The 20293-nt window shown below is 68.9% G+C and carries 16 protein-coding genes and 1 pseudogene; 15 read left to right on the top strand and 2 right to left on the bottom strand.

All coding sequences use genetic code 11. The features are described 5' to 3' along the window. Positions 1-175: 175 nt before the first annotated feature. The 6 genes and pseudogenes from GX015_RS10925 to GX015_RS10900 all read left to right on the top strand — a co-directional run bounded on the left by GX015_RS10925 (position 176) and on the right by GX015_RS10900 (position 6628). The gene (locus GX015_RS10925) at positions 176-1204 is read left to right on the top strand and encodes an aldose 1-epimerase family protein (protein WP_291345106.1); all 1029 of its coding nucleotides are present in this window, start codon (positions 176-178) and stop codon (positions 1202-1204) included. Positions 1205-1281: 77 nt separating this feature from the next. Further along, positions 1282-2943, top strand: coding sequence for a sodium:solute symporter family protein (locus GX015_RS10920; protein ID WP_291345104.1), 1662 nt, complete (start codon positions 1282-1284; stop codon positions 2941-2943). Positions 2944-2954: 11 nt separating this feature from the next. Continuing rightward, a complete protein-coding gene (locus tag GX015_RS10915; protein WP_291345102.1) occupies positions 2955-3269 on the top strand; it encodes a hypothetical protein in 315 nt (104 codons plus the stop codon). A gap of 6 nt (positions 3270-3275) precedes the next feature. Beyond that, a pseudogene (galT, locus tag GX015_RS10910) lies at positions 3276-4400 on the top strand (galactose-1-phosphate uridylyltransferase); the annotation flags it as partial. Positions 4401-4460: 60 nt separating this feature from the next. Continuing rightward, the gene (gene galK, locus GX015_RS10905; protein WP_291345123.1) at positions 4461-5666 is read left to right on the top strand and encodes a galactokinase; all 1206 of its coding nucleotides are present in this window, start codon (positions 4461-4463) and stop codon (positions 5664-5666) included. A gap of 212 nt (positions 5667-5878) precedes the next feature. Then, positions 5879-6628, top strand: coding sequence for a DUF2786 domain-containing protein (locus GX015_RS10900; protein WP_291345100.1), 750 nt, complete (start codon positions 5879-5881; stop codon positions 6626-6628). A gap of 13 nt (positions 6629-6641) precedes the next feature. Here GX015_RS10900 and GX015_RS10895 read toward each other — a convergent pair whose 3' ends face one another. Further along, positions 6642-8108 carry an MDR family MFS transporter gene (locus GX015_RS10895; protein ID WP_291345098.1) on the bottom strand — a complete coding sequence of 489 codons (1467 nt, stop codon included), beginning with the start codon at positions 8106-8108 and terminating at the stop codon, positions 6642-6644. Positions 8109-8419: 311 nt separating this feature from the next. Between GX015_RS10895 and dapB the strand changes: the two genes are divergently transcribed. From dapB to GX015_RS10860, 7 genes are all read left to right on the top strand, one after another. Then, positions 8420-9178, top strand: a complete 759-nt coding sequence (gene dapB, locus GX015_RS10890; RefSeq protein ID WP_291345096.1) for a 4-hydroxy-tetrahydrodipicolinate reductase — start codon at positions 8420-8422, stop codon at positions 9176-9178. Between the two features lie 10 nt (positions 9179-9188). Further along, positions 9189-9941 carry an FAD-dependent thymidylate synthase gene (thyX, locus tag GX015_RS10885; RefSeq protein WP_291345094.1) on the top strand — a complete coding sequence of 251 codons (753 nt, stop codon included), beginning with the start codon at positions 9189-9191 and terminating at the stop codon, positions 9939-9941. Between the two features lie 49 nt (positions 9942-9990). Then, positions 9991-10896 (top strand): 4-hydroxy-tetrahydrodipicolinate synthase, encoded by a 906-nt coding sequence (dapA, locus tag GX015_RS10880; RefSeq protein WP_291345092.1) that lies wholly within the window; start codon positions 9991-9993, stop codon positions 10894-10896. Then, on the top strand, positions 10897-13065 hold the full coding sequence (locus GX015_RS10875) for a ribonuclease J (RefSeq protein ID WP_291345090.1): 2169 nt from the start codon (positions 10897-10899) through the stop codon (positions 13063-13065). Positions 13066-13248: 183 nt separating this feature from the next. After that, a complete protein-coding gene (locus GX015_RS10870; protein WP_291345088.1) occupies positions 13249-13866 on the top strand; it encodes a TIGR03085 family metal-binding protein in 618 nt (205 codons plus the stop codon). Between the two features lie 115 nt (positions 13867-13981). Further along, positions 13982-17209: a DNA translocase FtsK gene (locus GX015_RS10865; protein ID WP_291345086.1), complete on the top strand. Its 3228-nt coding sequence runs from the start codon at positions 13982-13984 to the stop codon at positions 17207-17209. 240 nt (positions 17210-17449) lie between these two features. Further along, positions 17450-18628 carry a TerC family protein gene (locus GX015_RS10860; RefSeq protein ID WP_291345084.1) on the top strand — a complete coding sequence of 393 codons (1179 nt, stop codon included), beginning with the start codon at positions 17450-17452 and terminating at the stop codon, positions 18626-18628. Positions 18629-18661: 33 nt separating this feature from the next. Here the strand turns inward: GX015_RS10860 and GX015_RS10855 are convergent, their stop codons facing one another. Continuing rightward, a complete protein-coding gene (locus GX015_RS10855; protein ID WP_291345082.1) occupies positions 18662-18946 on the bottom strand; it encodes a YciI family protein in 285 nt (94 codons plus the stop codon). A gap of 79 nt (positions 18947-19025) precedes the next feature. Between GX015_RS10855 and pgsA the strand changes: the two genes are divergently transcribed. Next, positions 19026-19601 carry a CDP-diacylglycerol--glycerol-3-phosphate 3-phosphatidyltransferase gene (gene pgsA / locus GX015_RS10850; protein WP_291345080.1) on the top strand — a complete coding sequence of 192 codons (576 nt, stop codon included), beginning with the start codon at positions 19026-19028 and terminating at the stop codon, positions 19599-19601. Further along, complete coding sequence (locus GX015_RS10845; protein ID WP_291345078.1) at positions 19601-20161, top strand: nicotinamide-nucleotide amidohydrolase family protein; 561 nt, start codon at positions 19601-19603, stop codon at positions 20159-20161. The genes pgsA and GX015_RS10845 overlap by 1 nt, the downstream gene beginning before the upstream one ends. The last annotated feature ends 132 nt before the right edge of the window (positions 20162-20293 follow it).

The following is a 20293-nucleotide window of genomic DNA, read 5'->3' as shown; positions in this document are numbered from 1 at the left end:
TCACCTGCGATTGTCCTCATCGTGGGAGTGGATCTTTTCCGGAACTTGCTGAACCGAGCAAGTGTTCCCAGGTGTGTCCGAAAAGACAGACCGGTTATGACCAGTGCTGACATTACGATGCTATGCTTCGTGTCAAAGGGGTCACACCCGAAGCACTCGTCGCAGGAGCGTCACGATGACCACGACCGGACCAGGGGAAGCGCTGGAGCGCCCCCGCCACGACCATCCGTTCATCGAGATCTCGGCGGGGGAGTACCGCGCCGACATTTCCGCGTTCGGCGGCGGCCCCCGGTCCCTCGAGTACGCCGGCCGTCCGCTCCTCGTCGATTACCCGCGCGGCGAGTTCCCGCCGCTGAGCGCCGCCACGCTGCTGGCGCCGTGGCCGAACCGCGTCGCCGACGGCGTGTTCATCCATGAGGGCGTCGTCCACCGCATGCAGATCACCGAGCCGGGGCGCTCCAACGCGATCCACGGCTTCGTGGCCAACTGCGCCTGGGATTTCGTCGAGGCCGGCGAGGACCACGTGGTCCTGTCCATCGAGCCGGGCCCGCAGCCGGGCTGGAATTGGCCGATGCGCTTCACGGTGCGCTGGAGCGTCGACGCCGACGCCGGCCTGCGCGCCGACGTGACCGCCGAGAACCTGGGCGCCTCCGCGTGCCCCTTCGGGTTCGGGTTCCACCCGTACCTCAGCGCCGCCGGCGCGGACCTGGCCGATTGCGTCCTGTCCGTCGACGTCGAGCGCAACCTCCCGCTGGAGCCCGTGCGGAATCTCCCCGCCGGCCCCGACGTCCCCGCGGACGCCGTCGTGCCCGGGCTGTCGGACGGGGTCCTGACCTCGGGCCTCTGGCTCGACCATTGCTTCGCCTCGCCTGCTCCGGCATCGGCTCCGGCTCCGTCGACTTCGCTTGACGACGGCGCCGCCGCGGGCGAGTCCGCCGGGCGACCCGCGCGGGCCCGGCTCGTCGGCCCCGACGGCGACGGCGTCGAAATGTGGGCCGACGAGGCCTTCGGATGGTTCCAGATCTTCACCGCCGACCCCGCCCGCCGCGAGGGCTTCCCCCGCGTGGGAAGGGCGCTGGCGGTCGAACCCATGACCTGCCCGCCCGACGCACTCAGGTCGGGGCGCGATCTCATCCGGATCGGCGCGGGCGAATCGGTCGAACTGTCCATGGGCATCCGCTTCGCGGGCACGGTGGCGCGGTAGCGCGCGGACCGTCGTCAAGCGAAAAGCCACACGTACTTCCATCAATCACACGATCACCACAGAACCAGGAGAATGCCGTGATTCAGGCTGAGGCCGCACTCCGGCTGGACGCGAGCTGGGTAGATTATTCGCTCGTCGCCCTCTACTTCGCATTCGTTCTGGGCATCGGCTGGGCCGCACGGTCCAAGGTGTCCTCTTCCATCGACTTCTTCCTCTCCGGCCGCTCGCTGCCGGCGTGGGTGACGGGCCTGGCGTTCATCTCCGCCAACCTCGGCGCCGTCGAAATCGTCGGCATGTCCGCCAACGGCGTGCAGTACGGCTTCCAGACCATGCACTACTTCTGGATCGGCGCGATCCCCGCCATGGTCTTCCTCGGCATCGTGATGATGCCCTTCTACTACGGCTCGAAGGTCCGCTCCGTGCCGGAGTTCATGCTGCGGCGCTTCGGCCCCGGCGCCCACCTGGTCAACGCGCTGTCCTTCGCGGTCGCGCAGCTGCTCATCGCGGGCATCAACCTGCTCCTGCTGGCCAAGGTGGTCAACTCGCTGCTCGGTTGGCCGCTGTGGGTGACCCTCATCGTCGCCGCCGTCATCGTGCTGTCCTACATCACCCTCGGCGGCCTGTCCGCGGCCATCTACAACGAGGTGCTGCAGTTCTTCGTCATCATCGCCGCGCTGCTGCCGTTGACGCTCATCGGCCTGCACAACGTCGGCGGCTGGAGCGGCCTGAAGGCCTCGCTCGCCGCGGAGTCGCACTTCCACACCTGGCCCGGCACCGACATCTCCGGCTTCGACAACCCGATCGTCTCCGTCATCGGCCTCACCTTCGGCCTCGGCTTCGTGCTGTCCTTCGGCTACTGGACCACCAACTTCGTCGAGGTCCAGCGCTCGATGGCCGCCGACTCAATGTCCGCGGCCCGCAAGACCCCGATCATCGGCGCGTTCCCCAAGATGTTCGTCCCGTTCATCGTGGTCATCCCCGGCATGATCGCCGCGGCGACCGTCACGCCGATCATGAACCAGTCCGCCGCGCCCAACGACGCGATCCTCTATCTGATGCGCGACCTGCTGCCCAACGGCCTGCTCGGCGTCGCCATCGCCGGACTGCTGGCCGCCTTCATGGCCGGCATGGCGGCCAACATATCCGCCTTCAACACGGTCATCAGCTACGACATCTGCCAGGCGTACATCATCAAGGACCGGGAAGACGACTTCTACCTGAAGTTCGGCCGCTGGGCGACCGTCGCCGCCGCCGTCATCGCCGTGTTCACCGCGCTGATCGCCAACAACTTCGGCAACGTCATGGACTACCTGCAGACGCTGTTCGGCTTCTTCAACGCCCCGCTGTTCGCGACCTTCATCCTCGGCATGTTCTGGAAGCGCATGACCCCGACCGCGGGTTGGGTCGGCCTGGTGCTGGGCACCCTGTCCGCCATCGCCTACTGGTACGTGTCCACCTTCACCGGCGCGGAGGCCGCCGTGTTCAACCTGCCGGGCCAGGGCACCGCGTTCGTCGCAGCGTCCGTCGCCTTCGTGGTGGACATCGCTTTCTCCATCGTGGTCTCGCTGGTCACGAAGCCGAAGCCCGACCATGAGCTCGTCGGATTCGTCAAGTCCGTGACGCCGAAGGAGAACCTCACGGACGCCAACGAAGCAACCCTGCCGTGGTACCAGCGCACCGTGCCCCTGGGCATCCTGTGCATGGCCATGGTCATCGTCCTCAACATCGTGTTCGCCTAGGAGTGACCGACATGACCAACGCAACCCCCAAGAAGAAGGCCGCAGGCGCCTTCGACGTACGGAACATCATCGGCGCCCTGCTGGGCATCTACGGCATCGTCCTGCTCCTCTCGGCGTTCTTCCTCGACCCGGGCATGAACCCCGACACGGGCCTGCCCAAGGACGCCGTCTACAACACGTGGACCGGCCTGGCGCTGGTCATCGCCGCCGCGGTGTTCTTGATCTGGGCGAAGGTCCGCCCGATCATCGTGCCGGTCGACTCGGAGACCCCGGATGATCTGCCGCACCACAACCCGCATCATCCCGATGCCGTGAAGGAGGCGTAGCCCGCCATGACCGCCCACCCCTTCGCCACCACGCGGATGACCCTGGCCGACGGCCGCGAGCTCATCTACTTCGACGATGAGCCCGACTACGTGGAAGGCCGCAGCACCCGCACGACCGTCGACGAACGCCGGCTGCCGGAGGCGGTGACGGAGTCCGAGCTGCGCCGCGATCCGCTAACCGGGGAATGGAACGTCTACGCCGCCCACCGCATGAACCGCACGTTCATGCCGCCGGCGAACGAGAACCCGCTGGCCCCGACCAAGCCGGGGGAGCTCCCGACGGAGATCCCGGCCGACGACTACGACGTCGTGGTCTTCGAGAACCGCTTCCCGTCGCTGTCCATGCACATGGAGGTCCCGGAGGACTTCGCGGCCGAGGTCGACGGCGAGGAGCTGTTCCCGCGCCGCCCGGCCCTGGCCCGCTGTGAGGTCGTCTGCTTCACCCCGGACGTCACGTCGAACTTCCGCGATCTGCCGTATCGCCGCGCGCGCACGGTGGTGGAGGCGTGGGCGCACCGCACGCGCGAGTTGTCGGAGATCGACGGCGTGCGCCTGGTGTTCCCGTTCGAGAACCGCGGCAAGGAAATCGGCGTCACGCTGCAGCATCCGCACGGCCAGATCTACTCGTACCCGTATCTGCCGGCCCGCGCGTCGGCGATCGCGGAGCAGAGCAGGAGGCATCGCGCCGAGACCGGCCGTTCGCTTTTCGACGACCTCCTGGCCGCCGAGAAGCGTTCCGGCAGGAGGATCGTGGCCGAAGGCGAGCACTTCACGGCGTTCGTGCCCGCGGCGGCGAAGTGGCCGGTGGAGGTCATGCTCATGGCCAATCGGGACGTGCCGGATTTCGCGGCGCTCACCGATGACGAGAAGGATGAGCTGACCCGCATGTACCTTGATCTGCTGGGTCGCATGGACCGGTTCTTCGAGGGCGTCGAGCGCACCCCGTACATCGCGTCGTGGAATCAGGCGCCGGTGGGAGATGACCGCGAGCACGGCCGACTGCACCTGCAGCTGTACTCGATGATGCGGTCGCCCGGCCGAATGAAGTTCCTGGCCGGCTCCGAATCGGGCCAGGGCGCGTGGATTTCGGACACCACCCCGGAACGCATCGCGGACCGGTTCCGCGAGGTCGGAGGGGCGACGTGGTCGCCGACGCGCGACGACGCCACCGGTGCCGCCGATGCCACCGCCTTGTTCACGAAGGCGTTCGACTCCGCGCCCGCGGGCGTGTGGGCCGCACCCGGCCGCGTGAACCTCATCGGCGAGCACGTCGACTACGCGGGCGGAATCTGCCTGCCGTTTGCGCTGTCGCAACGCACGTGGGTCGCGGTCTCCCCGCGCGAGGACGGCAAGTACCGCCTGGTGTCCTCGATGGGCGGGGATGATCCGCGGATCGTGGAGATCGGCGTCGACGAGGTCGGGCCGGGCAAGCCGCGGAACTGGACCGGATATATCGTCGGCTCGATCTGGGCGCAGCAGGAGGCCGGTCTCTTGCCGAAGGATCTCGGCGGGTTCGACATCGCCGTGACCTCCGACGTCCCGATCGGCGGCGGCCTGTCCAGTTCGGCCGCGCTGGAGTGCTCGGCGGCGTTGGCCGCCCACGAGCTCACGGTCGGCCCCATCGGCGATCCCGCCGACGAGCGCGGCTTCGACGTCCGCGCGGGCCTCGTCGCCGCGTGCATCCGCGCGGAGAACGACGTCGTGGGAGCCTCGACCGGCGGCCTTGACCAGAGGATCTCGCTCTTCGGGCAAGAGGGCAACGCCCTGGCCATCGACTACGCCGACGATTCCGCCGTCCAGGTGCCCTGCGATCTGCCCGCCCACGGGCTGGCGATCCTGGTCATCGACACCAAGGCGCCGCATTCCCTCGCCGATGGCCAGTACGCCTCGCGCCGCGGGGTCATCGATGCGGTGACGGAGGGCGTGGGCGTGGGTTCGCTCCGCGAGCTCGACGACGCCGTGTCCACCGCCGCCGAATGGGCGACGGTGAACGTCCCCAATGGCGCGGATGCGGAGGAATGGGAGCGGGTCGTCGTCAAGCGCGTGCGCCACGTGGTCTCCGAAATCGAGCGCACCGCGAAGGCGATCGAGCAGTTGAAGGCCGGCGACATGGCCGGATTCGGCGAGTCGATGTGCGCGAGCCACGCCTCGCTGCGCGACGACTACGAGGTCACGTGCCCCGAGCTGGACCTGGCGGTGGACACGGCCATGGCCCACGGTGCGGTCGGCGCGCGCATGACCGGCGGCGGTTTCGGCGGCAGCGCCATCGCCCTGCTGGATTCCGGGCACGTGCGGCCCGTGGCGGATGCGATCGCCGGCGCATACGCGGAAGCCGGTTTCCGGCCCCCGGAGTTTCTCGTGGCGGTGCCGTCCGACGGCGCCGAGAAGATCGGGTGATCGTGTGATCGTCTGACCGGCGGTGATGCCGGTTCCACGGGAAAAGGAGCCCCGCGCCCTCGATTCGAGGACGCGGGGTTCTTCCGCATGCGAAGGTCCGTTCGATGGCGTAGCATCGCGGATGAATCGAAAACGAGTGCGACTGTTCCCGGGTCGGGGCGGGCGCGAGCGATGGGGCGGGCGAGGGTTCGCGCCGAAGGGGGATGGTTCGGATGGGGTCGATGCGGGGAGACGTCCGCGAGAAGGTGCGCAAGCTGCTCAATCAGGCGGCGGACCGGGAGGGGACGCCGGAAGGCGACGTGTTCCGCGACAAGGCGTTCGCGCTGATCGCCCAATACGGGTTGGATCCGGCAAAGTTGGGCGATCCGACGGATGCGGGGGCGGAGATGAAGGTCGTGGATCTGGACATGTCCGGCGCCTATCAGCGGCAGCAGATCGGCCTGCTCAATGCGCTGGCCCGGGCGCTGCACTGCGAGGTCGTGCTGTGGTCGGGCGGCGGGCGCGGGTTGGGGCGCGGCGCGGACCGGGGAACGCTCATCGGGGCCGCGCGGCACGTTGAGCGCGTGCAGCTGTTGTTCGGGATGCTGTGCCCCCACATGCTCGCCGGCGCCGCCCGCTTGCGGGCGGGGGATGCGGCGCGGACGGCCCGGTGGCGCAGGTCGTTCATGGTGGGTTTCGCCACCGTGGTCGGCGACCGGTTGTCCGCCCAGGAGCGGGGCACCGCGCAGCGGGCCGACGAGGACGGGGAGGCGCGGGGAGGTGCCGGGGCGTCGGCATCGCTCGTGCTGAAGAACGACGCGCAGCGGGCGCGGGAAGAGATGCGCCGCCGCTACCCGCATCTGCGACGCACGGAGTCGAGGGCGCGCTTGGACGGCGACGCCTTCATGCACGGCTGCGCTGCGGCGGAGAACTCCGATCTCGGGCAGACGCGGATGGGGGCGCGGCGGGCGTTGGGCGCGTGACCGTGCCCGCAGACTACGCCAGCTCGACGCGGGGGCGGGTGCGCTTGACCTGGGTGGACAGGGCGATGACGACCACGCCGAGCGCGACGCCGACCCACAGGGCGATGCGGTAGCCGTTGATCGTTTCGTCCACCGCGGGGGTCGCCGACGTCGTCATGGTCGCCGTCGCCGCGGCAGCGATCGCCACGAACGCCGCCGTGCCCACCGCGCCGAACACCTGCTGCAGGGTGTTCACCACGGCCGAGCCGTCGGGGTACAGCTTCTGGGGAAGGTCGCCGAGGCCCCACGTGAACAGTGGGGTGAACAGCAGGCCCAAGCCGATCTCCAAAACGATGTGGGATGCGACGATCCACCACAGCGGCGTGTTCATGCCGATGAACGCGAGGCCGAGCACACCGAGGGTCACCATCACTGCTCCGGGCGGGACCAGCGGGCGCGGGCCGTACTTGTCGTACAGGCGGCCGACGAACGGGCCCATCAGGCCCATCACCAACGGGCCGGGCATGAGCATGAGGCCGATGGTCAGCACCTCGACGCCGCGGAGAGCCAGGTACAGCGGGAGGATGATGATGACGCCGAACATGGCCAGCATGCCGATCGACAGGATCGCGGTGGAGATGGAGAAGCTCTTCGTCCGGAAGACCCGGAGGTCGAGCAGGGCCGAATCGGTGCGGGCCAGTCGGATCTGCCGCAAGCCGAAGAGGACCAGCGACGTCAGGCCGATGCCCAGCGACAGCCACAGCATCGCGCCGGCGTCGGCGCCCACCAGGGACAGGCCGTAGACGGTGACGCCGAAGCCGACGGCGGACAGCAGCACGGACAGCACGTCTACGCGCTTGTCGGACCCCTCGCCGAAGGACGGCAGCAGCAGGGTGCCCACGACGAGGACCACCGCGCCGATGGGCAGCATGGTCCAGAACAGCATGTGCCAGTTGTTCGACGCGAGCTGGAGAATGAAACCGGACACCGTCGGGCCGATCGCCGGGGCCACGGCGATGACGATGGACATGTTGCCCATCATCGTGCCGCGGTTCTTCTCCGGGACCAGCCGCAGGACCGTGGTCATGAGCAGGGGGAGCAGGACCGCCGTGCCCACCGCCTGGATCACTCGGCCCACGATGACCAGCGCGAAACCGGGGGCCAGCGCGCCGATGACGGTGCCGGCCACGAAGAGGCCCTGCGACAACAGGAACAGCTGGCGCAGCGTCAGCTTGGAAATGAGGAAACCCGTGACCGGGATGACCACGGCCATCGTCAGCAGGAACGCCGTGGTGACCCACTGGGCCAGGGCCGCGGAGATGTCGAGGTCGGTCTTGATCACCGGGATGGCGACGCTCATGATCGTCTCGTTGAGGATCGCTATGAACGCGGCCGCCAGCAGAACGTAAATGGCCATGTACGGGGTGCGGGCATCGCGGCCCCCGTCGCCGGCGCCGGGCTTCTGCGCGGTTCCGGAATGGGTGGGCTCGGCGCTGGACATGCGCCACTCCTTTCCCCGGGATGCCGGGTCGTCGGGCGGTGGCCGAGCGCGGCGGAGGTGGTGTCCGTCCGGGGCGCCCGAAAACGATTCCGACCGGGAACCCGACCCGGAGGTCGGCGTTCGCGGTCAACCGGATCAACATACGCCCATGTCATCGGCGACGCCAGTTGCCCCGGCCCGGGCCGGGGCGGACGATGCCGGTCGGCGGGTCGGAGCGAAGTCCGCCGCACGGGGCCTAGAGTGGGTGCACGGAACAAGACGAAACGGGTCGGGCGCGCACGCGCCCGCGACGAGGGGAGAGCCAGGAGAACATGGGCAACATCAAGGTCGGCGTGCTCGGCGCCAAGGGCAAGGTCGGATCCACCATCTGCGAGGCCGTCGAGGCGGCCGACGATCTGGATCTCGTCGCCGGGCTCGACTTCGGCGACGATCTCGCTGCGCTGTCCGAGGCCGGGGCCGAAGTCATCGTCGACTTCACCCAGCCCGACGCCGTCATGGGCAACCTCGAGTACTGCCTGGCCAACGGCATCCACGCGGTCGTCGGCACCACCGGCTTCACCCCGGAGCGCCTCGACCAGGTCCGTTCGTGGATCGAGGCGGGGGAGGAGGGGCGCCGCTCCAACGTGCTCATCGCCCCGAACTTCGCCATCTCCGCGGTGCTGACCATGCGCTTCTCCGAGATCGCGGCCCCTTACTTCGAGTCGGCCGAGGTCATCGAGATGCATCATCCGCACAAGAAGGACGCCCCGTCCGGAACCGCGATCCACACCGCCGAAGGCATCGCGCGGGCCCGTCGTGAAGCGGGTCTGGGCGCCCAGCCCGACGCCACCGAGCAGTCCCTCGAGGGCTCCCGCGGCGCCGACGTCGAGGGCGTGCCGGTCCACGCCGTGCGCATGACCGGCGCCGTGGCCCACGAAACCGTCATCTTCGGCACCGAGGGCCAGTCCCTGACCATCAAGCAGGACTCCTACTCCCGCACGTCGTTCGTGCCGGGCGTCCTCGTCGGCGTGCGCAAGATCGCCGGCCACGAGGGGCTGACCATCGGCCTCGAGTCCTACCTCGGCCTGTAGAGGAAGGGTCATGTCCGAGATCGTGGAACTGAGCGCCCAGCTCATCGCCTCCACGCAGTTCACCCCGCCCGTCGACATCGATTGGGGCACAGACGCCGACGGCGGCGAGGCCCTCATCGAATTCGCCGGCCGCGCCTGCTACGAAACCTGGGACAAGCCCAACCCGCGCACCGCCACGAACGAGGGATACCTGCGGCACGTGCTCGAAGTCGGGCACACCAGCCTGTTCGAGCACGCCTCCGCGTCCATTTACGTCCGAGGGCTGTCCAGGTCGTGCTCGCACGAACTGACGCGCCACCGGCACTTCTCCTTCTCGCAGCTGTCCCAGCGGTTCGTGCCCGACACCGCCAACCGCGTCGTCGCGCCGGCGGCCATCGCCGACGACCCCGAACTGCTCGCGCTGTTCGAGGGCGTCGTCGACCAGTCCCGCTTCGCCTACCAGGAACTGCTCGACGCGCTGGAGGAGAAGTGGGCCGACGAGCCCAACGCCCTGCTGCGGCGCAAACAGGCGCGCCAGGCGGCGCGCGCGGTCCTGCCCAACGCCACGGAAACACGTATCGTGGTCACCGGCAACTACCGTTCGTGGCGCCATTTCATAGGAATGCGCGCCACGGAACATGCGGATTCGGAAATCCGGGCGCTCGCGGTGGCCTGTCTGCGCGAACTGCAGGCGGCGGCACCCACGGCATTCGGCGATTTCGAGGTATCCCGCCTCCGCGACGGCTCCGTCGTCGCGTCGAGCCCGTACGCATTTGAAGGATAAGCCGGGGCAATGCCCGGTACAGCGACATAGAACAGGTAGCCTCTCAACAATGACCACTGGATTCGCTTCGAACCGAGGCGTCGATGCCTTCGGCACCGTCGCCGTCGCCATGGTGACCCCGTTTGACGCGGACGGCGCCCTGGACGTCGATGCAGGCGTGCGGTTGGCCGGCCATTTGACCGACAACGGGTGCGATTCGCTCATTCTCGCCGGCACCACCGGCGAGTCCCCGACCACGACCACGGAAGAAAAGCTGGAGCTCCTGCGCGCGGTGCGCGCCGAGCTCGGCGACTCCGTCAAGCTGGTCGCCGGAGCGGGCACCAACGACACCGCATCGTCCATCGAACTCGCCAAGGTTTCGGCCGAGGCGGGCGCGGACTCCCTTCTGGTGGTTACGCCGTATTACTCGAAGCCGAGCCAGGAAGGCATCTACCGGCACTTCACGGCCGTCGCGGACGCGACGGACCTCGAGGTCTGCCTGTACGACATTCCGCCGCGCTCGGTCATCCCGATTGAAACGGACACTCTTTTCCGTCTCGCGGAGCATCCCCGCATCACCGCCGTGAAGGACGCCAAGGGCGACCTCGGCTCGGCGGCGCACATCATCGCCAATTCGGATTTGGCCTGGTACTCGGGCGACGACGTCGTGAATCTGCCGTGGCTGTCCATCGGCGCCACCGGCTTCATTTCCGTCATCGGCCACGCCGCGCCCCGCAAGCTCGCCGATCTGCGCGAACAGTTCGACGCCGGTCGCCTCGATGCCGCACGCGAGACCCACGCTTCCATGACCCCGCTCTTCCGCGCCCAGGGCCGCCTGGGCGGGGTGAGCTTCGCCAAGGCAGCTTTGCAGCTGCAGGGCATTCAGACAGGAGACCCCCGTTTGCCTCAGATTTCCCCGACCCAGGAGCAGCTCGATCTGCTCGCCTCCGACATGCGAGAGGCCGGTGTCCTCTAAGTGAGCGAGAATCGCAGCCGCCCCCGGAAGGTCGTCCGCAAGGCCGGCCCGCCGCAGGAGGCGGAGATCGCGCGCGCCGAGTCCCAGGCGCCGAAGAACGAGTCCGCCGCCAAGAACGACGCCGGCAACTCCGGCAACGCCGGCAACTCCGGCAATGGCGAGGCCAAGAACGAGCAGCGCAACGACCGTGAGTCCGGCCAGGGCCGCTCCGGCGGTTCCTCCCGCGGTGGACGTGGCGGCCGTGGTGGCCGTGGCGGTCGCGGCGGCCAGGGCCAGAATGGCCAAAATGGCCAGGGCGGCCAGGGCTCGGGCAACGGCAACCGCGGCGGACGCGGTGGCCAGGGCCAGGGCGGCGGCAACAAGGGCGGTGGCCGCGGCGGCAACCGCAACCGCCGCAACGTCGTGCAGTCGATGCAGGGCGCGGACCTGACGCAGCGCCTGCCGGAGCCGCCGAAGGCCCCGAAGGACGGCCTGCGCATCGTCGCGCTCGGCGGCATTTCGGAGATCGGCCGCAACATGACGGTCTTCGAGTACAAGGACCGCCTGCTCATCGTCGACTGCGGCGTGCTGTTCCCGAGCTCGGATGAGCCGGGCGTCGACCTGATCCTCCCGGACTTCTCCTACATGGACGGCAAGTGGGATCGCGTCGAGGCGCTCGTGGTCACCCACGGCCACGAGGACCACATCGGAGCCATCCCGTGGCTGCTCAAGCAGCGCGGCGACATCCCGGTGATCGCCTCCCGCTTCACCTTGGCCCTGATCCAGGCGAAGCTGCAGGAGCACCGCATCCGCCCGAAGACCGTCGAGGTCAATGAGCAGGACCGCATCCAGCGCGGCCCGTTCGACCTGCGTTTCTTCGCGGTCAACCACTCCATCCCGGAGTGCCTGGGCATCGCCATCAAGACCGGTGCCGGCCTGGTCGTCCACACGGGCGACATCAAGCTGGACCAGACCCCGCCGGACAAGCGCCCGACCGACCTGCCGGCCCTGAGCCGCCTGGGCGACGAGGGCGTCGACCTGTTCCTGTGCGACTCGACGAATGCCACCACCCCCGGCATCTCGGAGTCCGAATCGCAGATCGTGCCGACCCTGCGTCGCCTGGTCACCGAGGCCAAGCAGCGCGTGATCTTCGCGTCCTTCGCGTCGAACGTGTACCGCGTGCAGGCCGTCATCGACGCCGCCGTGGCCGCCAACCGCAAGGTGGCGTTCAACGGCCGCTCCATGATCCGCAACATGCGCATCGCCGAGGAGCTGGGCCTGCTCAACGCCCCGCGCGGCACGATCGTCGAGATGAACGAGGCCGCCCGCATGGCGCCGCACAAGATCGTGCTGGTCACCACGGGCACCCAGGGTGAGCCGATGGCCGCCCTGAGCCGCATGGCCCGCCGCGAGCACCGCCAGATCACCGTCCGCGACGGCGACCGCATCATCATGTCGTCGTCGGTGGTGCCGGGCAACGAGGAGTCGGTGTTCGGCGTGCTCAACATGCTCGCCCAGATCGGCGCCGAGGTCATCACCGGCCGCGACGCGATGGTCCACACCTCGGGCCACGGTTACTCCGGCGAGCTGCTGTTCCTGTACAACGCGGTGCGCCCGTCGAATGCGATGCCGGTGCACGGCGAGTGGCGCCACCTGCGCGCGAACAAGGATCTGGCCATCTCCACCGGCGTCCCCGCCGAGAACGTGGTGCTGGCGCAGAACGGCGTCGTCGTCGACCTGGTCGACGGCCGCGCCCGCGTCGTGGGCCAGGTGCCGGTCGGCCAGCTCTACGTGGACGGCACGTCCATGGGCGACGTCGACGCCGACGTCCTCGCCGATCGCGCGGAGATGCGCGAGGGCGGCCTGATCACGGTCACCTCGGTCATCGACAACCGCACCGGCCGTCCGCTGGAGAAGCCCCGCGCCCAGGCCCGCGGTTTCTCCGACGACGTCAAGGAGGTCCTGTCGGAGGTCGAGAAGCTGGTCGACGAGACCATGTTCGACCTGGCCGGTTCGGGCGAGAACAACCCGTACCGCATGGCGCAGGAGGTCCGCCGCCGCGCGGAGAAGATGATCAACCAGAAGTACCGCCGCAGCCCGATGATCGTCCCGACCATCGTGCCCATGTCCTCCGAGTCCGGGGACGTCGTCTCCGACGAGGACGTGGACGGCACCCGCGAGAGCCTCTAGGTTTTCGCCCCGGCGGCGGGTTGCGCCTCCGGATTGCGTGACGACGCCCCTTTCGGCCCCGTGCCGGAAGGGGCGTCGTCGTGTTCGGGGAGGGTGCGGGCCGTGACGCATGGGCCGTGATGCCGTGGCCGGCGACGGTGAAGGGCCGTCACACGATGCCCGTGTCACCCGTAGACTTGCGGCATGACTTTCTCGCAGGAAGAACGACGGCAGTTGGCGGATCTGTTCCGGGAGGTCGGCCCCGACGCCCCGACGCTGTGCGAGGGCTGGACCACGCGGGACTTGGCGGTCCACCTCGTGCTCCGCGAAAACCGCCCCGATGCGGCGGGCGGCATGTTCGTGCCGGCGCTGAAGGAGCGGTTGGAGAAGGTGACGGCCGAATACGAGGCGAAGCCCTTCGACGAGCTCGTGGACACGTGGGCGGAGGGCGCCCCGGTGTGGAACCCGATGCGGTGGGCGGACCAGTTGGTCAACGCCGCCGAAAATTTCGTGCATCACGAGGACGTGCGGCGCGCCCGGGAAGGCTGGGAGCCTCGTCAGCTGTCGCCGGCTGGGCGGCGGGATCTGTGGCGCATCGCGTCGACGATGTCGCGGCGCATGCTGCGCGATTCGACCTCGACGGTCGTGCTGGTCCGCGATGACGGCGCGGCGACGACCCCGGTCGATCGGGCCGCCTCCGGTGCTCCCACGGTGACGGTGAAGGGCGATCCGGGGGAGCTGGTCCTGTGGCTGTTCGGCCGCGACGAGGCGCGGGTGACCATCGACGGCGATGAGTCGGGCGTCGTGCACCTGACCATCTGATCCCGGTCCTCAAGATCTGATCGCGGTCGGAGCCGGTGCCGCGAAAGGTTCCGCCTAACTGACACGCGTGTGACTGATGTGAAAATAGGGACGAAAACCGACTAGGGTGGTGCACATGTCAGCCACCAGCCGTACCCGCAGCCCCCGGACGCGCCCCACCTCGCGCGGTCCGGCGCGTCGGCCCGCGGACTCCCGTTCCGCCCGTGACGCGCCCCGACGCATGGACGACGGATACGGCGACGACTTCGAGCGCACCGGCAGCGCCTACCGCGCGGTCGGGGAGGGCCTGTCGGGCGCCTGGTCCCAGACCGCCCGCGGCGTGGCGGGCCTGGCCCGCAAGATCGGCGGTCGCGGTGGCGCCGGTACGACCATGATGGAGGACCATGGCGCGGATGATGCGCAGGTGAAGGGAAAGCGACGCGGCGCAAAGGCGGCGGCGGGATACGACGCCCAGGATCAAGCGGCACCGGTTGACTCCCGGCCGAAGCGCCGGAAGAAGGCGGACGGTTACGACGACCTCGAGCCGCCCACGTCGGCGGCCCGCGGTCGCTCGCGTACCCGGGATGACCGGGATGCGATCGACGCCGCGCAGCCCGCGCCGGAGGACCCGGCGATCGAGGGCACGCGCGATGGCGCGGCCCTGCTCGTCCTCGCCCTGGCCATCGTCCTCGCCGGGGCGACGTGGTTTTCGTTGGCCGGCCCGGTCGGCGATCTGGTCGAGACCCTGTTCCGCACTCTCATCGGCGTCGGCACGTACGTGCTTCCGGTGGTGCTGGGCATCGTCGCCGTCCTCATGATGCTCGGCAACGTGCCCCCGCGCGAACGTTTCTCCGCGGCCGGCATCGGCGCCGGTCTCATCGCGGGCGGCATGCTCGCCATCGTCCACATCGGTTCCGGAAGGCCCGCCGAATGGGAAGGCCGTCGCGCAGCCGGCGGCGCCATCGGCGATTACGTCGGCACGCCCCTGGCCGCCGGTTTCACTCCGTGGGTCGCGGTGATCCTGCTCTTCGGCATCATCTTCTATGGTGCGCTGCTGCTCAGCGGCACGACGGTGCGCCAGCTCGTCGACGTGATCCGGGAGTACCTGAACCTCGGCGCCTGGTCCGGCCGCGTGGGCCGCGGCCGCGGTTTCGATGCCGACGGTGATCCCTTCGATCCGGATGACCGCTACGCAGGGGTGGACGGAATGCTCGACGAGCGCGCCGACGCCTACGACGGGCCGGACGGCCCGGAGCTTGACGACGCCCACGGGGGAGCGCCCGACCGCCCCTCCGACTACGCCGACGACGTGCCCACCGCCCCGTCGCGCCGGCCCCGCCGCCGCACGCCGGCCCCGAAGCGCGATCGCCGCGAGCGCCCGGCGCCGCCGGTGGAGGACAACCTCTACGACCTCCTCGGCGATGACGCGGGCGACGACGCCCGCACCCGCCAGCTGACCATCGACGACGAGGCCGCGACCACCGCGTCGCTGCCCGCAGTCGGCGCCGATGCGTCCGACACGACCGTCATTCCGGCGCCGGAGGACCGGGAGGCGGGCGTCGTCAAGCGAGATGCGCGCGAGACCCGCACGGCCGAAACCCGAAGGACCGAGCCGGGCACGGCCGACGCCACGAAGGGCAGTGCCCAGAAGAGCAGTGCCACGAAGGACTCGGCGGGCAAAGATGCGGTCTCCGAGGCGACCCGCCGCCAGATGGACGCCATCGCGGCGCGCTCGGGCATCGACGCCTCCGCGATTCCCGCGTCGACGCCGAAGTCCGAGACCGAGCCGAAGGAACCCGTGGCACCCGCGCGGCCGTCCATCGCCGACGGCTACCGCCTGCCGTCGACGGACCTGCTCATTCCCGGCGAGCCGCCGAAGACCCGCACCGCGACCAACGACCGCATGATCGAGGCGATCACCGACGTCTTCACCGAGTTCAACATCGACGCGCAGGTCACCGGATTCTCCCGCGGCCCGACGGTCACGCGCTACGAAATCGCGCTGGGCCCGGGCGTGAAGGTCTCCAAGATCACCAACCTGCAGTCCAACATCGCCTACGCGGTGGCCACGGACAACGTCCGCCTGCTCACCCCGATCCCGGGCAAGTCCGCCGTCGGCATCGAGGTGCCCAACAACGACCGCGAGATGGTGCGCCTGGCCGACGTCCTCGAGGCGCCGAAGACGGTGTCCAACGACGACCCGATGCTCATCGGCCTGGGCAAGGACATCGAAGGCGAGTTCATCAGTCACTCGATGCAGAAAATGCCGCACCTGCTCGTCGCCGGCTCCACCGGCTCCGGCAAGTCGGCGTTCGTCAACTCGATGCTGGTGTCGCTGTTGACCCGCGCGACGCCCGACGAGGTGCGCCTGATCCTCGTCGACCCCAAGATGGTCGAACTGACCCCCTACGAGGGCATCCCGCACCTGATCACGCCGATCATCACCCAGCCCAAAAAGGCCGCCGCCGCGCTGCAGTGGCTGGTCGAGGAGATGGAGCAGCGGTACATGGACATGAAGTCCACCCGCGTGCGCCACATCAAGGACTTCAACCGCAAGGTCAAGTCCGGCGAGATCACCGCGCCGCTGGGCTCGGAGCGCGAGTACCGGCCGTACCCGTACATCGTGTGCATCGTCGACGAGCTCGCCGACCTGATGATGACCGCCCCGCGCGACATCGAGGACGCCATCGTCCGCATCACCCAGAAGGCCCGCGCCGCCGGCATCCACCTGGTGCTGGCCACGCAGCGCCCGTCCGTCGACGTGGTCACCGGCCTGATCAAGACCAACGTGCCGTCGCGTCTGGCGTTCGCCACGTCGTCGCTGACCGACTCGCGCGTCATCCTCGACCAGGGCGGCGCGGAGAAGCTCATCGGCATGGGCGACGCGCTGTTCATCCCGCAGGGCGCCGGCAAGCCCCGACGCCTGCAGGGCGCGTTCGTCACCGACGAGGAGATCCAGGCCGTCGTCGAGGCGTGCAAGGACCAGGCCGAGCCGGACTACACCGAGGGCGTCACCGAGGACAAGGCCGCCGAGGCGGTCAAGAACATCGACCCGGACATCGGCGACGACCTCGAGGACCTGGTGCAGGCCGTCGAGCTGGTGGTGACCTCGCAGTTCGGTTCGACGTCGATGCTCCAGCGCAAGCTGCGCATCGGGTTCGCCAAGGCCGGCCGCCTCATGGACCTGATGGAAACCCGCGGCGTCGTCGGCCCCTCCGAGGGCTCGAAGGCCCGCGAGGTGCTGGTCAAGCCGGAGGAGCTGGAGACCATCATCTGGATGATCCGCGGCGCCGACCCGGCCGATGCGCCCACCGACGACGACGTCACGGTCGTCGACGCCGAGCCGACCGACGGCATGACGTAACGGGCTTCACGACGCCTACGGGCCCCGCGCGAGTCGATTCGCGCGGGGCCCGTTGCCGTGTACAGTGGGTCGCCGTGGAGGGGAGTATCCCCGGATTTCACCGCGATGGCCGTCGTCAGCACGGGAATCGCGGCGGGCGCGACAGCCCGCCGGCGAAACCCCGGCACCATCGGCCCACGCAGATGCGTGGGGTGGGAGAGACCTCCGGTTATTCGTCGACCGACCGGAGGAGCACCACCAGTGCACGTACCCCTGTATGTATGGGCGATCACCATCGTGATCGTCATGGGCTTCATCGCCTTCGATTTTTACGCCCACGTCCGCACGCCCCATGAGCCGTCGCTCAAGGAGGCCGGCGGCTGGACCGCCTTCTACGTCGTTCTGGCCCTGCTGTTCGGCGGGTTCATCTGGCTGTTCTGGGACCATGAACGCGGCATCGAGTTCCTCTCGGGCTACGTCACCGAGAAGGCCCTGAGCGTGGACAACTTGTTCGTGTTCGCGCTGATCATCGGCGCGTTCAAGATCCCGCGTAAGTACCAGCAGAAGGTGCTGCTCTTCGGCATCGCGATGGCGCTGGTGTTCCGCACGGTGTTCATCCTCATCGGCGCGGCGATGATTTCCGCGTGGTCCGACATCTTCTACCTGTTCGCCATCTTCCTGCTGTACACCGCCATCAAGACGGTGTGGGACGAGGCGGCGGACAAGCCGGAGACGGACCCGAACGACATGGCCGTGATCAAGATGCTCAAGAAGGTCATCCCGATCTCGTCGAAGTACCACAAGGATCGCCTGACGGCGAAGATCGACGGCAAGCGCTTCTTCACGCCGCTGGCGGTGGCGCTGGTGGCCATCGGCTTCGTGGACATCATGTTCGCCTTCGACTCGATCCCGGCGATCTTCGGCCTGACCGACGAGCCCTACATCGTGTTCACGGCCAATGCGTTGGCTCTGATGGGTCTGCGCCAGATGTACTTCCTGCTCGACGGCCTGCTCGATCGCCTGGTGTACCTGGCCTACGGCCTGGGCATCATCCTCGGCTTCATCGCGGTGAAGCTGTTCCTGCACGCGCTGCACGAGAACAATCTGCCGTTCATCAACGGCGGCGAGGACGTGACGGTGCCGGAGATCAGCACGTGGACCTCGCTGGCGGTCATCGTCGGCGTTCTGGTGGTCACGGTCCTGGCGTCCTGGCTGAAGAACAAGCGCGACGAGAACATGGGCGGCGTCGCCCCGGCGCGCTGGACCGGGCACGACGAGGAGCACGAGGACATTTCCTCGGAGGTCTCCTCCGCGCCCGCGAATGCGTCGGCGGTGGGCCGCAACGCGCGTTCGCTTGACGACGGCCCGGCGTCCGAGTCCCGGGGCCGGGATCAGGGCACGGAGCCCACCGAAGACGGCCGGGGCCCGGGCCGCATGTAGTTGACCGGGCCGGTCGGGGACGACCGGGGACGGTCAGTCGTCCCAGATGTTGATGACCGGGTTCCATTCGCGGATCACCCGGTCATCGAGCACGCCGCGGACGTGGAACGGATCCGCGTCCATCACGGAGGCGGGGTCCTCGCCGTCGTTCACCCGAATGACGATGAGGGCCCCGCCTTCGGCGTCGGGGTACGGCCCGGAGCCGATGATCGTGCCCTCGTCCTTGAGACCCGCGATGAACGCGCGGTGGTCGGGGCGAACCTCGGCGATGCGGGGATCCGTCGGGTCGTAGCGGTAGGAAACGGCGTAAATGGTCATGCCGAAAAGTCTACGGCCGCCGGACCCCGGCCGGGAGCGCCGATTAGAGGGTTGCGCATTCGGCGGTAGTGTTGTGCCCGTGACCGATCAGACCCGTCCCGCCGCGGACGCCGCCCCCTCGAACTGGAACCTGCCGAACGCGCTCACCGTGCTGCGCATCCTCGGCGTCCCCGTCTTCCTGTGGCTGTTGCTGCAGGAAGACGGAAATGACGCGGGGTGGCGATGGTGGGCGTTCGGCGTCTTCGCGCTGCTCATGATCACCGACAAGATCGACGGCGATCTGGCGCGCAGCAGGAATCTGGTTACCGACTTCGGCAAGATCGCCGACCCCATCGCCGACAAGGCGCTGATGATCGGCGCGCTGGTGGGCCTGAACATCATCGGGCTGCTGCCCTGGTGGATCACGGCGATCATCGTCGTCCGCGAACTGGGCATCACGTTCTGGCGCATGTTCCAGCTCCGCGCAGGCCACGTCGTGCCCGCGTCGAAGGGCGGCAAGCTCAAGACCGTGACGCAGTCCCTGGCCGTGGCGCTGTTCCTCATGCCGCTGACCTGGCTGCACTGGCCGGCGTGGATCGTCATGATCATCGCCGTGGTCATCACCGTGGTCACGGGCATCCAGTACATCGTCGACTCCCGCAAGGCGGCCGCGTAGTGGGGCGAGATGCGACCACCGTCGATCCGCTCGCGGGAGGCACCGCGGCCGCCGACGTCGTCGCCGACCTCACCACCCGCGGACAGACCCTGGCGGCGGCCGAATCGCTGACGGCTGGGTTGTTCTGCGCGACGGTGGCCGGAGTCCCCGGTGCCTCCGCCGTGTTGCGGGGCGGCCTGATCACCTACGCCACCGAGCTGAAGGAGACCCTCGCCGGCGTTCCCGCCGAGGTGCTCGACTCCGTCGGCCCCGTCGCCGCCGACACCGCCCGCGCGATGGCCGCAGGAGCTCGTCGCCGCTGCGGCGCGGACTGGGGGGTGGCGCTGACGGGCGTGGCGGGCCCCGACGCCCAGGAAGGCCACCCCGTCGGCGAAGTGTGGTGCGGCATCGCCGGGCCCACCCCTCGACATCCCGGCGCCGATGACGACGGTGCGGGAGGACGCGGGGACGGCGTCGTCGTAAAGCGGGTCGAGGTCGACCCGGAAGCGGGGCGCTGGGGGATCCGCGCCGCTTCCGTGGCCGCCGCACTGGAGCTCCTCGCCGCCGAGCTGGAGCGGTAGCCGCGGGGGAGGAATCCGCCCGGGAATCGGCGAAGCGGGAACAATCCCGGCCGGTCGTGCGTTAATGGGGGTGATGATCAACGACACGATGACCATTTCCGCCCCCGCGCCGGACACCGTCCCGGCGCGCAC

It is taken from the genome of Corynebacterium sp., assembly GCF_012837295.1.
Classification (GTDB): Bacteria; Actinomycetota; Actinomycetes; order Mycobacteriales; family Mycobacteriaceae; genus Corynebacterium.
This window is presented reverse-complemented; position numbering and strand designations above follow the sequence as displayed.